Genomic DNA, 15,194 nt, shown 5'->3' on the forward strand with positions numbered 1-15,194 from the left:
AATATGGTATGAGCATAAGCGTGAAATCAAAGTTATTGCTGCTGTTAATATTATCTGTACCGGGATATGTACACGCGCAGCAAAACCTGCAGTTCAGCCAATATATTTTTAATATGCTGAGTGTGAATCCTGCCTATGCAGGCTACAAGGAAGATGTATTTGCCAATGCCATCTATCGCAAGCAGTGGGTGAATTTTCCGGGTGGCCCGCAAACCGGCGGCGTTTCGGTAGATGGCGCACTGAATGCATCCAAGGATAATCGCGTGGGATTGGGCATGCAGGTGATGTATGATAAACTGGGGCCGCAGGATGCTACTTCTATTTACGGGATGTATTCCTATCGTATCCCGATGAATGAAGACGGCGACAAGCGGCTCTGCCTGGGCGTGGGAGCAGGCGTTACACAATACGCGATTGACGGCACCGCGCTCGTTTACAATGATCAGAACGATCCCAGCATCCCGCTGGGAAGGGCTTCTACCTGGATACCGGATGCGCGCTTCGGCGTGTATTACTATACACCGAAATTTTATGTAGGCGCATCTGTCATGGATCTCTTCTCTCTCTATACTGATCCTACCCGTTATTACTGGAAAGGATATCAGTATAAAACTATCCGCAAAACACAGCATTTGTATGTAAATGCGGGAACGGTATTCGATCTTTCAGAAAACCTGAAATTGAAACCGTCTATCCTGATCAAAGAAGATTTTAAAGGTCCTACCAACGTAGATCTTACCGCTTTGCTCTTCATTGCAAACCGGCTGTGGGTGGGCGGTTCCTACAGGACCGGCGTGAAGTTATGGAGCAAGCCCGCACTGGAAAGCGATCTGGAACAACTGGATGCAGCGAGTGTGCTGGTGCAATTTAACATCAATGAAAAATTCAGGATAGGATACGCCTATGATCTTACCATTAATAAAATGGCCTCTTCTCAAAGTGGATCACATGAAATATCCATCGGGTTTTTATTCCCCGGTAAAAGGGCAAGGGTAACCAGTCCCCGGTACTTTTAATGATGGTTAAATACGTACTATGAAAAAATATGCAGGAATAATTTTACTCGTTTTATCTGTACAGTTATCGCTGGCGCAGGAGCAGCTGTCGCTGGAAAAACAGGCTGCTGCTTACTATGACAGGTACGACTATGCGAGGGCTGCTTCGATGTATGAACGGATCGCTGCAAAGAGAAAAGAAAAGACTTCAACAGAAATACTCGCAAGGCTGGCCAATGCCTACCGGCAAAACAACCGCTATGGCCCGGCCGTCAACTGGTACGCCAAACTGCTGGCCCGTGCGGATGCGCCGCCCGATGCCCGCCTGTACTATGGCGATATGCTTAAAAGCCTGGGCCAGTACGCCGAAGCAAAGGCCGCCTACACGCAGTATGCGCAAACCGGCAATGCCGAAAAGGTTAAAAACCGCATCGCCGGCTGCGATGCCGCCCTGGAATGGATGCAATCGCCCACGCCTGTGCTGGTGCATAATGTAGCAAGACTGAATACCGCCAAATCCGACTGGGGCGCTACGCCTTATCCTGGCCGCATCGTGTTCATGTCGGATACCTTGTACCGCCAGCAGCTGGAGAAGGGCAGCCGCTTTAACCGCAATAAATACAGACGCAGTAACCGGGATTACTATAAATTGTATGAGACAGATACCGGCAGTTACGGTAACGTATATATCAAGGATTTCTCGCCATCAGTGAACTGGTCGCGCTATCACGTAGGGCCAGCTGTTTTCGACAAAAGCTATCAGGTTATTTATGTAACCATGACGAACCCCCGCAGGCGTATCCCGGGCGTGAAAGAACATCGCGTGAAGTATGGATACCGCCGGCTGGAATTGTATACATCAGAAAAAGACCATAATGGCAAATGGGGTAAGCTGGTGGCATTTCCTTACAATAAACCGGATGAATATTCCCTGGGGCATGCAGCCCTCAGCAATGATGGCAATACCCTTTATTTCGCTGCGGATATGCCTGGCGGACAAGGCGGCACCGATATCTGGTATTGCGATCGTCAGGCAGATGGAAAATGGAGCGCGCCGGTTAATTGCGGCCCTTCCATCAATACCAGCGAAGATGAAGAGTTTCCGACCATCGCGCCCGATGGCAGTTTGTATTTTTCCAGCAAGGGCTGGCCAGGTATGGGCGGCTTTGATCTCTTCCGCAGCAGCGGCAGCAAAGCGCAATGGAGCACGCCGGAGAATCTCCGTTATCCTACCAATTCTCCCGGTGATGATTTCTATTTTGTCAGCAGCGGCGGCGCTACCTATTTTGCCTCCAACCGCCCCGGTGGAAAAGGGGGCGATGATATTTACAGCATCACTAACCCCGACGTATACACGCTCACAAAAACGCCGGTAGCACTGGTGATCCCTTTTATCGCTACCATTTGCCCTACGCTCGAAGGCGCCTGCATCTACCTGTATAACCGGCAGCGGGGCATTGGCTGGTGCTTCCTGGGAGAGCGCGGGAGAGAGATCAATATGACGCTGGAAAAAGAAACGGACTATGTAATCCGCATGACCTATGCAGGGCAGCGCAGGGATTCCATTGAATTTAATACACGTGGTATGAAAGACGGGGAGACATTGAAAAAAGTGCTTTGCCCGGAGAAACGAGGGAAGTGAATGCTCCGGACAAATTTCCTATTTTTAGCTACGCTGCTTATCCAACAGCGGAAGCTTATGAAAACATTCCTGATCGTACTGGCCCTGTTGACAGGCATCGCCGCCCGGGCGGCGGCGCCCGAAGAGGTGGATATCTGCGTGTATGGCGGCACCTCTGCCGGCGTGATCGCCGCCTATACTGCCCGGAAGCTGAACAAGACCGTTGTACTGGTATCTCCCGACAAACATCCTGGCGGCCTCACTACGGGTGGCCTCGGTTATACAGACATTGGCAACAAATCCGCCATCACCGGCATTTCCAGAGAGTTTTACCGCAAGATAGGCGCTCATTACGGGCGCTTTGAACAATGGATATTTGAGCCGCACGTGGCCGCGCAAATCTTCGACTGGTACCTTCAATCCGCCCAGGTGCCGGTGTTGCCATCGTACCAGCTCGATCATGTGGAGAAGGTCAACAACGCTATCACTGCTATCACAGTAACGGGAAAGGATACACGCACTATCCGTGCGAAGATGTTTATTGATTGCTCCTATGAAGGCGACCTGATGGCTAAAGCCGGCGTAAGCTACATCGTAGGCCGTGAGGCCAATAGCCAGTATAATGAAACTTATAACGGCGTGCAAATGAGAGACAAGCACCAGTTCCCGGATGGCGTTGATCCCTACAAGATACCAGGTAAACCGGAGAGCGGGCTGCTCTGGGGCATCAGCCCGGAAACGCTGGCTGCTCAAGGTTCCGGCGATAAGAAGGTGCAGTCCTATAACTTCCGTATCTGTCTCTCCAATGTACCGGAAAACCGTATTGCCATCACGCTGCCGGAAGATTACCAGCCGGAGCGCTATGAATTGCTTCTCCGGGTGCTGGAAAAGATCAAGGCGAAAGATCTGAATGCCATCCTTAAAATAGACAGGATGCCTAACGGAAAAACAGATATCAATAATAACGGTGCTTTCTCTACAGATATGATAGGTATGAACTATGCTTACCCGGATGGCGATGCCGCCACCCGCAGGCGGATCATTCACGATCATGAGGTATATACCAAAGGCCTGTTGTATTTTATCGGACATGATCCGCGTGTGCCGGAACAGTTGCGTACGGAAATGTTGCAATGGGGCTATCCTAAAGATGAGTACACTGATAATGGCCATTGGTCGCCACAGCTGTACATCCGCGAGGCGCGCCGCATGGTGGGCGCCTATGTGATGACGCAAGCCAACTGCGAAGGCCGCGAACAGGTAACAGATGGCATCGGCATGGCGGCATACACGATGGATTCGCATAACTGTCAGCGTATAGTCGTGAACGGTATGGTCAGGAATGAGGGGGATGTGCAGATCGGCGGCTTTGGTCCTTACCCGGTTTCCTATCGTGCTATCATCCCGAAGAAAGAGGAATGCAGCAACCTGCTGGTACCTGTTTGTTTGTCGGCCTCACATATTGCCTATGGCTCTATCCGTATGGAGCCGGTGTTCATGGTACTTGCACAGTCTGCCGCCACGGCGGCGGCGGTAGCCATCAACGATGGCGCCACCGTGCAACAGGTTGATGTAAGCAAGGTGCAGCGCATGCTGAAAGAGAACCCGCTGGCAGATAATAGTACGCCGGAAATACTGGTAGACGATAACGACACGCAGCATGTAAGCCGGAAAGGGGAGTGGCAAACGGAACGCCATAGCGGCTATGGGCCTACACTGCTGATCAGCCGTGACGGCTTCGGCAGCGTACGATATTCACCTGAAATAAAGCAGGCTGGCAGGTACCAGGTATATGCCTATATGCCCAGGCTGGCAGGCCAGGCGCCGCATACCGCCGTAGTGGTATATGACGGCAGCCAGCATCATGATACCAGCATTGATGCCGGCGCTGTGAAGGTAGAAGGACAAACATCGGGCGAGTGGGCGCCACTGGGCGCTTATCAACTTACGCGAGGCGCCTGGGTGGAGATCCGCACCGGGCAATCATCCGGCGCAGTGGTGGCAGATGCCGTGTTGTTCAGGCCTGTGCAAAGTAAGGAGTGATTTACTACTTATACCGTTACCGCTGCGGATGTAGCAGCGGGTTATATTCATGTTAGCGTAGTTTCCTGATTGCGGAAATATTTATGGTACAGATAATCCGGGAAGAGATGCATCCCGGATTATCTATGGGGATCATATCTGAGGGCTGTCTTCCCGATCATGCGCTTCCGGTACAGGCGGCAGCTGAAAACTGGCGTAATGCAAAGACAGCCGGTATGTTTCATCTATTTTCCCGCTTTGAGCTACATCCTGCGCGCGTTGCCAGTATGTTTCTGCGGTGGCGCTATCGCCTTGCAGGTGGTAGCTCCAGCCAATATAATAAAGCGCCTGGTGCCAGCGTGCGGTGCTCACTTCTTCTACTTGTTCTACTGCTGCCAGTTTTTCCTGCGCCGTAGTATACTGCTTGTCAATGATCAGGCCAAGGCCCCATAACAGCAGCAGAAAGTCGGTGTGAAAATGATCTCTTTCTTTTTGAAAGAGCGTTTCAAAAACAGTGGTATAATGTTGATAAGGTACATAGGGGTACAAGCCGCTTTCTGCTGACAGCACTTGTAGGCACCTGTTTATATCACGCAACTGTAATGGCACAAATTTGATATTGTCCGCATCCCTGTTAAGGGCCAGGTTGCAGACGCTTTCGCTGCGCATGGCCATCGGCACATATTCCAGGGCACTGCCATAATCCTGCGAGCAGGCGATCTCACAAAGTTGTGGCGTAATAAATGTTGCCGGTACGAACGCAAAATCATAGGAGTCCCTGCTAACCGCAACATCACAGATCTTTTGTGTAAGGTATTGATGTGGCACCTGGTAGATACGTTCCGGTTCTTCTGCATTCAAGGCATTGATGATAAAATCTTCATCCCAGAAACAGGCCCACACGTTATCAAATGTATCGCTATGGAACTGCTGTATGTCTTCATCCGCTTCATTCGCTCGTTCGTCCCAGCCGAAGGCTTTGACGTTTTCCTGAAACGCCGGCAAATGGCCCAGATGCTTTTCAAAATACTGATAGCTGTGTTGATTGATCTGCGAAGCGTGCACCTGTTCGAAGATATCCATACCATATTTCCGCAGCATTTTCCCCATCCGCGCTATATCTGACGGCGAGCCATAGCGCCAGCTTTGGCGGTCGTGCCGCTCCACTATAAAAGGCCATTCTGCTTCATTCCCATATTTATTTTCCAGGTACTGATAGATGGATGTATCTATCCATCTTGCCGGAATATGTTCTATGATCTGAATACCCAGATCAATAGCCTGCCTGATATATTCATTACTATGATATTTTAAAGGCAGGTCAATACCCGATGAGCTGCTCAATGCGCCGCCGGCGATGAGCGCAATGTTCATTCGTTCATCTTTGAATGTTTCCGGGACATAGTTATAATTGTATTGATTGCCAGCCACCGCACGGAAGCAAAGCTCGTAGGTCATTTCTCCGGCAGGAACGGGGGAGAGGTCTATCCCATGCGGATGGGTGTTAAAAACGTCGGCATTGAGTTGTGCAGGCGGGATATGATCGTAGTAGCAGGGTTCTTCACGATTTATCGCCAGTAGTACAGTTTCCTGATCTATCAGTTCTGGTTTAAAGTATTGCAATACGTTCCCATTCACATCGTATTCCCCATTCGTCTGGTGCGTCATTAGTGCCTGTAGCATCCTGCTGTTGCGGTATTGTTCCGGTATGATGTTTAGTTGCCGGCTGATCCAGTGATAGGGTATCTCTCCGGTTCGCCTGTACAGATCTGGTCCGTATTGTTGCAGCGTTTTGTTAAAGAATTCATCCCAGTAGGGTTGATCTTTTATGGCAGCTTGCTGTTGCACAGTATCCCAGTCGACCGTAGTTGCTTCGCCGTAGAAATAAGTCAGATTGGTTTGTTCGGTATAAGGTTGTGCCTTGGCGTTTTTGTCGCGCGCGGATCTGTAATATTTATCTGCTTTTTTATGATCTCCCTGAAGATAGTATACGAGCCCTAACAACCAGCAGGTGGTAAATATCTCCGACAGCGCTGCTGATTTTTCCAGGCTGTTTTTAGCCTCGTTCAGCTGCTTCATATACAGATATGCTTCGCCTTGTACCCGCCATGCAAAATGTGAATTGGCATTTTTCTGTAAAGACATTTCAGCCCATTCGAGGGCTTTTGTATACTCGCCGGTACGTATGGCGCAAAGTGCGGCCTGTTCCATGCAGGCGGATTCATATGCTATCTTTTCGGGCGTAAAGGGAATGCCGGCGGCAAAGCGCGTCATCGCTTGTGCAAAGGCCTGTTGTTGCCAAAGGCATTTACCTGCATAGAAATGTGCCCAATAATAAGAAGGGGAGATGCTTACCGCTTCTTTGAAGCATTGGTAAGCTGCTGCCAGGTCTCCCTGGTTTTTCAGGCGAATGCCCTGGCGGGTGCGCTGAATGCCTGCTGCCGTTACGCCATCCAGTAGCACCGGCTGGTTGTTTTTCAGCGCTTCGCAGATCTTGTCTGTATAGACAGTTAAACTATCGTGATGACTTTCGCTGACCGGGCCATAAAATTCCGGGCGGAAAGCGCAGGCATAGTCATGCCATTCCAGCAGGGCATTAGATGTTTTATAAGCGGATAGTTCATCGCTGTTGTATAGTGCGGTGATCAAGGTATGCGGCGCAAATTCAAAACAGTGGAGATCATAGAACCAGGAGAAAAAGAAAGGCGCATCGATCTTTCTGTCGGGCATGGTGTGCACCACTTCGTCGTCCTGCCCCCATGCGAGTGCCGTATAGCGGCAGGTTTCTTTTCCGCCCGTTTTTTGGAAAAGACCGAGGTACAGGCAATCGGCGGTGGTATTGCCGCTCACATAATAGTGGGTGGCTTCGCCATAGGAGGAGTCTATCTTTCCGCGGACGTTCATATTGCCGTTTACTACCAACAGATCGAAATAGTCGTCCGGTATCTTCAGGTCGCCGTCTATTTCCATATCTCCTTCGCAATAATATATCCGGTTGTATTGTTCAAAGTATTCCCTTTCACTTTCATATTCCTCTGTATAGTAGCTATAAGATTCATGTGCATCATCGCCCGTTTGGTCCCAGTAGTCGAACAGGCTGTTAACGTGTAGCCGTTCCAGTATGTCCTGGTATGTGAGCAGCTGGAGGCGGTGTTTCTTGAGGAATGCGGCTGTAGCCGGGTTTACATCTTCCTGATCCATGTTTGTTGAACTATGTTTCATCTGTAATATATATTTTCCGGGGCATCGGCCTGGTGGAAAGGCCGGGGTTAATCAGGCCCGGAGCGCGGCAAAAATAAATGGAATATTTGATAAAAAAGATGGCATCAATAAAACGGGGGAGAGAAGGCGGTATGCCGGTTTGCTTCTTTCAGAACGCCCTGTGTTTTGATGGTCTCGCGGGTCGAACTTTTCTTGTCAAATAAAACACCCTACATATAGTTTAAAAGGATAATAAGGTTTAAATTTGTATATTCAAATTATTATCTAGCCCCCCGTTTGTAGCCATGAAAAAATTTTACACGAAACTACTTATCACAGGTTTAATATTGCTCTTCTTTCTTCCGCTGGCGGGAAGGGCTTCTATTAAGATAATTATCAACTCTCCTACAAGTGGCCAGCACCGCGGCGAAGACATGAACGTTGTTGCTGCTGCGGTATCTACTTATGCGGTGGATACTTTCCAGGTAACAATTGCCGGCATGACCAGACCATTTGTTTATAATCCTCTGTATATGTATTGGGGAGCCGGCTTTTCCTTGAGAGGGCTCCCACAGGGGCCTTACTGGGCCGTTGTATACGTGCGGGATGTGTTAGGGAATACACAAAAAGATTCCGTTATGTTCATACTGGATTATCATCCGGTGATCCATATCGAATCACCTGTGCGGGGCGGCGCCTTTCAGGGAAAGATACATATAAAGGCCTCTGTACTGGACTCCGGCGCTGTTAATTGTGCTGGTACAGTAAAGATTGGCTCCGGCGGTGACCCATTGCCTTTTGTGAATAAAATCGATACATTAATTGATGAATTTCCCAAACAGGACCACGGCGTTACAGATATCATCTTTTCCGCTACCGACAGTATCCAGCAAACCGTCACGGCCACAACGAGTGCTTACTGGGACAGAGGGGCATACCTTGTTCCGTATTTTGTTGGTGGGGGCGGCATATTAGACTTTAAAGATAATCGGGTACTAACGTGGCTGGATAGTTTTCCCGGTAACAATGCTGCGTTGGTTAGCACGCCTACTTTCAATATTACCAACATTAAAGATGGTACTGTTACCACTATTCCATATCCGCCAGGTGCGCCAGACAAAAGGGATATGTATAAGTACGGCTTCCTGTGTAATGGAGGGGCTGCATTATCAGCAACCACTCCACCAGATAATTTAAACAGATCTGAATCGCGGTTATATCTGTGGAGAAACGATTCCCTGATAAATCTTCCGCAACGGCTTGGGGCTACCTTCTCGAGTTCAGGCTATGATATACAAGCCAGTGGCAATTACCTGCTTTGGTATAGTCTTAGCAGCCTGGGTAATCCTCAAACAGCCGTCACAGATCTTACTACACTCGCTACCGTTTATCTACAAGCTGACGCTAACAAAGATTCATATTTAAGCCCTGATGGAGAAGTGCTGTATGTGTTCAACGGTCGAATTTATAAGTATACTATCAGCAGCGCCACCACGCAAGTGCTGAGCCCCGGGCCAAGAGACGCAAAACCTTTTATCGACAAAGGCGACCTCGCTTATGTGAACCCCGGCGCTTACAGCTTGTCACCTGATACTTTGCATCTGATACAAGGCACTGTTAACTATAACCTGGGGCCTACCATGAGGTTCATCATGAAAGACCATTACCTGTTTTATAATAAACCGGATACCACCCCTGTTCAACCGGGTGTAGCAACGAAGAACCATATGTGGATGAGGTATCCCGATAAAACCACCAAACAGGTAAGCTTCTTTTCTCTCACCGAAAGTCCTGTGGCAATAGGCGACAGAGGGAGAGTGCTGTATGGTACCGGCGATTCTTTTTATAACAGTTATGCCTATTACATGGATAGCTTAACCGCGCCTGTGGCGCCACTTTCCGGAGTTTGGAACAGCGTATACAGAGATGCCGACAGCGCATTTTATGCTATCATTGGTAATACACTGTTTCGCTATAATACACCTTCCGCTATGCTCCAACCTGTCATCAATGGCATTACACCTGATTCCGCAGGAAAAGGAGCAACGGTAACGATCAAAGGTAAAAATCTCCTCAAAGTAAGTGCGGTCAGCTTTGGCGGCACACCGGCCTCTTCTTTTACAATGGTCACTGATTCCGTTCTCACCGCCGTAGTGGGAGCTGGCGCCAGCGGCAGTGTAGCAGTTATCACACCGGGAGGAACAGCAACATTCTCGAGCTTTACGTTTATACCTGCCCCTACTATAACGAGCGTGAGCCCGTCTAATGCAACAGTAGGCACTACTGTCACCATCACTGGCGCCAACTTCACCGGAGCCAGCAGCGTGACTTTCGGAGATACCGCCGCCGCCTCGTTTACCGTTAATTCTCCCACCAGCATTACTGCGGTGTTGGGCGCTGGCGCCAGCGGCAATGTAGTCGTTACAGCAAAAGGTGGCGTTGCCACTTATGCCGGATTTAACTTCGTATACTCCCTGCCGCCTACCAATTTCAAGATCACTAATACCAGCGCTACCTGTAAAGGCGTAAGCGATGGTATGATCAATATACAGGCAACGCAGGCGCTGAATTATACGGTTACCATTACCGGTAATGGACAAAACGCTTCCTATCCCTTCACTACCACACAGGATATCAAAAACCTCGCTGCAGGCACTTACACCATTTGCCTGAAAGTAGCCAACCAGCCTGGCTATCAGCAATGTTTTACCGCAGTGATAACAGAACCCAAAGACCTGACAGCGTACATTGCAGTGAGTAAGGTAGATAGGGCCATCACCTTATCATTGGATGGCGGCGCCTTGTATCACCTGGTAGTGAACGATTCTGCCATCACCACAGATAAAAACCAGATCATCCTGCCACTTAAAAATGGGGAGAACAAGATCGTTGTGAGCACCGACAAATACTGTCAGGGCCAGATCACAAAGCATGTCAATCTTGGCAATGATATCCTGGTATATCCCAATCCTTTCCAACATACCATCAAGCTCGACCTGGGCGAAAACAATATCAGGAAAGCGCTGCTGAGAGTGTATGATGTAAGGGGGAAAATGGTATATATCCGTGAATATGTGAATCAATCCGGTGTAATGTCGGTAGACCTTTCCGCCTTGAACGACGGCCTTTATATGCTGCGGCTCAATACAGATAATGAAGAAACAGTATTTAAATTATTGAAAAAATAATGCGATGAAGAGATATCTTTTTTTGTCATTGATGATATTGGGCGTTGCATGTGGAAAGAAGGATGATCCGCTGCCTCCCGGAAAAGCAACACTCATATTCCCTGCGCAAAATGCTGCATGCACCAATGGCGTGGTGATATCAAACACACAAAGCGCCATTGTATTCAGCTGGAATGCATCCAGTAATACCGACAGCTATGAACTGCATATTAAAAATCTTTTGACGCGGGATTCTATCAGCCAGACAATTACCACCAATCGCGATTCGGTTGTTTTATTACGGAATACGCCTTACTCCTGGTATGTGGTTGCCAAGTCAGGTAAAACATCTGCTTTCACTGCAAGTGATACCTGGAAGTTTTATAACGCAGGCCCCGGCACTACTTCATATGCGCCTTTCCCTGCCGCTATTACGGCGCCATCGTTCGGCCAGAGCCTTACTGCTACGGGCGGACAAATTTCGCTCACCTGGACGGGCAGCGCGGTAGACAAAAACATCACCGGATATGACGTTTACTTTGATACCAATGCTACTCCCGCTTTGTATAAGAGCAATGTTACAGATATGTTTTTGAATAACGTACCTGTTACTTCCAATACAACGTACTACTGGAAGGTCGTCACGCATGATGCCAACGGCAATACATCTGATTCAGGAACTTTCCAGTTTAAAGTAAACTGATCTTAAAATAAAAGAAGCGCCGGAAGGCGCTTCTTTTATTTTATTAGAGATGATTTTCCAGGTTGGTCTCGCCCATTTATGAAAAGCCTGGCATGTGTATCAGGTGCTATCTTGAACTACTGAAAGGATTTTATAACTATACCCTGGAACAGAAAGAAACGGCCTTTGCAGGCCTGGCGCTTACTGTGAAGCAGAGCCGCTATGTAGTTTGGTCATCTACGGTAGCCATTGGAGCATTACTTTTGACGGCAGCAATACCATGGTCCCGTCCAGCAGCACTTTCGTACATCTGACTGGTGACAATTACCTGGCCATTTGTAGCTTTCAGATTAAAATAGTATTCGCCATTTTTGGCGGTTTTCTTTTCGAATCGTTCATCATGCTGGGAATTGGTTCTTACTGATGCAATCCCGTTTTCGCAATTCGCTTTTGTGGTGTAGCCTTCGCTGACGAGAATTGTTTCTCCATTGCCGGCATTGAGTTTGAAACGAAATTCTCCATTGGTGCTTTTGGTGATAACAAATTTTCCCATATTAAGATTGATTTGGTGTATCTGAAGATAAGTGAATAATTGTAAACCTCATGAGGGGCTCATAGTAATAATATGCTACTCTATGCCTTATACTGCCTTGAAACAGGGAGTATCCTGCCTTGATCCATACAATATGCATTCACAGGGTGGCTATCAATTCAGGTGATTCTGATACAATCGGTATGGAAATTTCTTTCTATAAAAATACTGGTATAAGTTTGTATTGATTGCAATCCTAACTATATCATCGCGCAGATGTGAGCCTGACGGGCTTGGCTATGAAAAAGCCCTTTTTGTTAACCTGAAATTGTATTGTTATGGCAAAACAAAGTGGAATCATTCCTCTTAAAGGCACGATGGGTAATATCACCTTCTACAAGTCCAAGGTGGGGCATATGGCACGTGAGAAAGGCGGCATTGACGCTAACCGTATTGCCACTGATCCGGCGTTTATGCGTACCCGTGAGAACGGGGCCGAGTTTGGTCGTGCTGGTAAAGCCGGTAAGGTGTTGCGTACTGCATTTCGTATGTTGCTGATGAACATCAGTGACTCGTATGTTACTGCAAGACTGACCCGCGAGATGATGCGGGTGATCAAGGCGGATGCTACCAGTCCACGCGGACAGCGTAACGTGATCGATGGTGAAGCTGAGCTGTTGAAGGGTTTCGACTTCAACGGCAACAGTCCGCTGGCCACTACGTTGTATGCTCCGTTCACTGCTTCCATTGACCGTGCGGCAGGCGTCCTGAAGGTGGATATACCTGCATTCACGCCGGCCAATAGCCTGGTGGTGCCCCCTGGTGCTACGCATTTCAAAATGCAGATTGCTGGTGCGGAGATCGACTTCGAAGCCGAGACCTCAGTGAATGGCGTTGCTGCAACCGCTGAACTGCCGATCGATGCCAAGCCTACAGCGTTGGTGAGCCTGTCCACGAATGTGACGGCTGCTACGAAAAAACCATTGTTCCTGGCTTTTGGGATTGAGTTTTATCAGCAGGTAAATGGTGCGTTGTACAGCCTGAAGAGTGGCGCCTACAATGCGGCGGCCCTGGTAGAGGTTTCCGGCGTTCCTGCGTAATCACGACCGGCCGGTCCTGTCGATTGTTTAACCCCAAAAAACGTATATGAAGCTCATAGCACGTTTTGCAACGGCTACACCGCCGTTTTTTCAGCAAGGTGCGTAACATAGGCTTGCTGCTTACCGCTATCAGCGGCGCTTTGATGGGAGTTCCGGCGGTGGCGGTCATCATAGCAAAAATCGCCGGATACCTGGCTGTTGCCGGTATGGTGATGAGTGGCGTTAGTCAGGCTGCTGTTCAGGAAGAAAGCAGTTAGGCGTTATCGTTCCCGTTGTTTGAATTGACAGGCATCCGCATGTAGCGGGTGCCTGTCAGTTTTTACTATCCGTGTAATGATTGGAGTTTGGCTTTGGTGAGGAATGCATCCAGCACGGCGAGCAGGTGTGCTTTATCTTCTGCGGGCAGCTGATCGAACTGCCGGAGCTTATTGGCTTCATCCAATGTAATTGGCTTTGCTGCGGGGTTTATGCCGTTGACGAGATAGTCGATGGATACATTGAGCACTTTTGCAATCTTGCTTGCGACATCTATGGAAGGTTTGATGAAGTCTCGTTCGTATTTACTGATCACATTGGCGCTCGTATCAATCAGTTCGCCAAGTTCTACCTGATTAAGGTTCCGTTGCTTTCGGATAGTGGATACTCTGTGTCCGAATGTCATAGTTGATCTTTTGGGTTACTTCAAGTAAATATTTAACAGATTCAAAGCTAATGAAACCTGTTGATTCTTAAATTGCCAATACTAAAATATTTGTTAAAATACTAAATATTTTAGTATTTTAAAACGCTTATAAGTATATTGTGGAATAATAAGCGTAGTTATGAAAAACCAACACCCAACCAGACAGTTAAAAGTAAAGTACTTACATCAAGAGCGCAGATTTGAACACAAAATCGTTTCCTGCATATCCCTTGCGGGAGTTTGGCTGGAGCAGGCCGGTTTTCAGATAGGCGATTATGTTGAAGTGCAGGTCAAAAACAACCGTTTAGTTATCAGTAAAACCAACGCAACACGCACCTAGATGGCAGGCTGGTGCACCTGCTCAAAAAGTATAAGCTGATATGCTTATTGTTTAACCCGGAAGTATCAGGCATCTCCGCCTGATATGTTAACCCTTTCCTCTCATTTTTTAATTCTTATGTTCATGTTGAGTGTTTACGCGGATACCTCCGTGATAGGAGGTTGCTTTGATATTGAATTCATGGAATTCAGTAATGTATTGTTTGAAGAGTTTAAGACTGGCATAAAGCGCCTGGTAATTTCTGATGTGGTAGAGCAGGAATTGGTAGGAGCTCCAATAGCTGTGCGCCTAAAGCTGTTTGATGTGCCAGATGATTTTAAAACGCGGTACAATGGCACAACGCAGACCGAGACGTTAGCTGATGCCTATATTGCGGCTGGTGCTTTGAGTAACAAGAGCTTTGATGATGCTCATCATATCGCCATCGCTACGTTAAGCGGGGCGAGGGTATTGGCCAGTTGGAATTTCAAGCATGTCGTTAATTTGGATAAGATAAAGTTGTATAATTTCATTAATTTACAAATGGGGTATCCAACCATAGAAATAAGAACACCAAGAGAAATTTTAAAACCTGTCAATTATGAAGAAAACCAAAACGTATGATGCTGTAGCCGAAGTACGTAAAATCAGGGACGAATGGGGCCTGAAGCATTACAACGACCGGGAGTTGTTACACCGCCATCTAAGAGAAGCTCGTGAGCATTTTCAACAATTGGCTGAATCCGTCCGTGCTGAAAGAAAACAAAATGATGTAAGCCGGGATGGTTCTGGTCTATGATTTCATCAATACTTTACAGATGGGTTTCCAACCATAAAAACCAGTATACCAAGAGAAATTTTAAAACCTGTCAA

Annotated in this window: 13 protein-coding genes; 10 read left to right on the forward strand and 3 right to left on the reverse strand. The window is 47.9% G+C overall.

Translation table 11 applies throughout. From position 1 onward, the window contains the following. The first annotated feature begins 8 nt into the window (after positions 1-8). From FPG75_RS07615 to FPG75_RS07625, 3 genes are read left to right on the forward strand one after another with little or no spacing between them, the layout of a single operon-like run. The gene (locus tag FPG75_RS07615) at positions 9-1,016 is read left to right on the forward strand and encodes a PorP/SprF family type IX secretion system membrane protein (RefSeq protein ID WP_143306162.1); all 1,008 of its coding nucleotides are present in this window, start codon (positions 9-11) and stop codon (positions 1,014-1,016) included. Between the two features lie 19 nt (positions 1,017-1,035). Continuing rightward, positions 1,036-2,637: a tetratricopeptide repeat protein gene (locus FPG75_RS07620; protein WP_143306163.1), complete on the forward strand. Its 1,602-nt coding sequence runs from the start codon at positions 1,036-1,038 to the stop codon at positions 2,635-2,637. 57 nt (positions 2,638-2,694) lie between these two features. After that, complete coding sequence (locus tag FPG75_RS07625) at positions 2,695-4,659, forward strand: FAD-dependent oxidoreductase (RefSeq protein WP_143306164.1); 1,965 nt, start codon at positions 2,695-2,697, stop codon at positions 4,657-4,659. Between the two features lie 132 nt (positions 4,660-4,791). Here FPG75_RS07625 and FPG75_RS07630 read toward each other — a convergent pair whose 3' ends face one another. After that, positions 4,792-7,860, reverse strand: a complete 3,069-nt coding sequence (locus FPG75_RS07630; RefSeq protein WP_143306165.1) for a tetratricopeptide repeat protein — start codon at positions 7,858-7,860, stop codon at positions 4,792-4,794. A 284-nt stretch (positions 7,861-8,144) separates the two neighbouring features. Between FPG75_RS07630 and FPG75_RS07635 the strand changes: the two genes are divergently transcribed. Together FPG75_RS07635 and FPG75_RS07640 are read left to right on the forward strand one after the other, a co-directional pair. Next, complete coding sequence (locus FPG75_RS07635) at positions 8,145-11,027, forward strand: IPT/TIG domain-containing protein (RefSeq protein WP_143306166.1); 2,883 nt, start codon at positions 8,145-8,147, stop codon at positions 11,025-11,027. Between the two features lie 4 nt (positions 11,028-11,031). Then, positions 11,032-11,709, forward strand: a complete 678-nt coding sequence (locus tag FPG75_RS07640) for a fibronectin type III domain-containing protein (RefSeq protein WP_143306167.1) — start codon at positions 11,032-11,034, stop codon at positions 11,707-11,709. A 199-nt stretch (positions 11,710-11,908) separates the two neighbouring features. Here the strand turns inward: FPG75_RS07640 and FPG75_RS07645 are convergent, their stop codons facing one another. Then, positions 11,909-12,241, reverse strand: a complete 333-nt coding sequence (locus FPG75_RS07645; RefSeq protein ID WP_143306168.1) for a YegP family protein — start codon at positions 12,239-12,241, stop codon at positions 11,909-11,911. A 356-nt stretch (positions 12,242-12,597) separates the two neighbouring features. On the opposite strand from FPG75_RS07645, the gene FPG75_RS07650 reads away from it, so the two are divergent. Both FPG75_RS07650 and FPG75_RS07655 read left to right on the forward strand, forming a co-directional pair. After that, a complete protein-coding gene (locus tag FPG75_RS07650; protein ID WP_201747905.1) occupies positions 12,598-13,320 on the forward strand; it encodes a hypothetical protein in 723 nt (240 codons plus the stop codon). A gap of 65 nt (positions 13,321-13,385) precedes the next feature. Next, a complete protein-coding gene (locus FPG75_RS07655; protein WP_143306170.1) occupies positions 13,386-13,577 on the forward strand; it encodes a hypothetical protein in 192 nt (63 codons plus the stop codon). Between the two features lie 65 nt (positions 13,578-13,642). Here FPG75_RS07655 and FPG75_RS07660 read toward each other — a convergent pair whose 3' ends face one another. Continuing rightward, positions 13,643-13,981 (reverse strand): helix-turn-helix domain-containing protein, encoded by a 339-nt coding sequence (locus FPG75_RS07660; protein ID WP_143306171.1) that lies wholly within the window; start codon positions 13,979-13,981, stop codon positions 13,643-13,645. 160 nt (positions 13,982-14,141) lie between these two features. Between FPG75_RS07660 and FPG75_RS07665 the strand changes: the two genes are divergently transcribed. From FPG75_RS07665 to FPG75_RS07675, 3 genes are all read left to right on the forward strand, one after another. Beyond that, the gene (locus FPG75_RS07665) at positions 14,142-14,342 is read left to right on the forward strand and encodes a SymE family type I addiction module toxin (RefSeq protein ID WP_143306172.1); all 201 of its coding nucleotides are present in this window, start codon (positions 14,142-14,144) and stop codon (positions 14,340-14,342) included. Positions 14,343-14,465: 123 nt separating this feature from the next. After that, positions 14,466-14,945 carry a PIN domain-containing protein gene (locus FPG75_RS07670; protein ID WP_143306173.1) on the forward strand — a complete coding sequence of 160 codons (480 nt, stop codon included), beginning with the start codon at positions 14,466-14,468 and terminating at the stop codon, positions 14,943-14,945. Continuing rightward, positions 14,923-15,120, forward strand: coding sequence for a hypothetical protein (locus tag FPG75_RS07675; RefSeq protein WP_143306174.1), 198 nt, complete (start codon positions 14,923-14,925; stop codon positions 15,118-15,120). The genes FPG75_RS07670 and FPG75_RS07675 overlap by 23 nt, the downstream gene beginning before the upstream one ends. The last annotated feature ends 74 nt before the right edge of the window (positions 15,121-15,194 follow it).

This window comes from Chitinophaga vietnamensis, from assembly GCF_902167635.1.
Lineage (GTDB): Bacteria > Bacteroidota > Bacteroidia > Chitinophagales > Chitinophagaceae > Chitinophaga > Chitinophaga vietnamensis.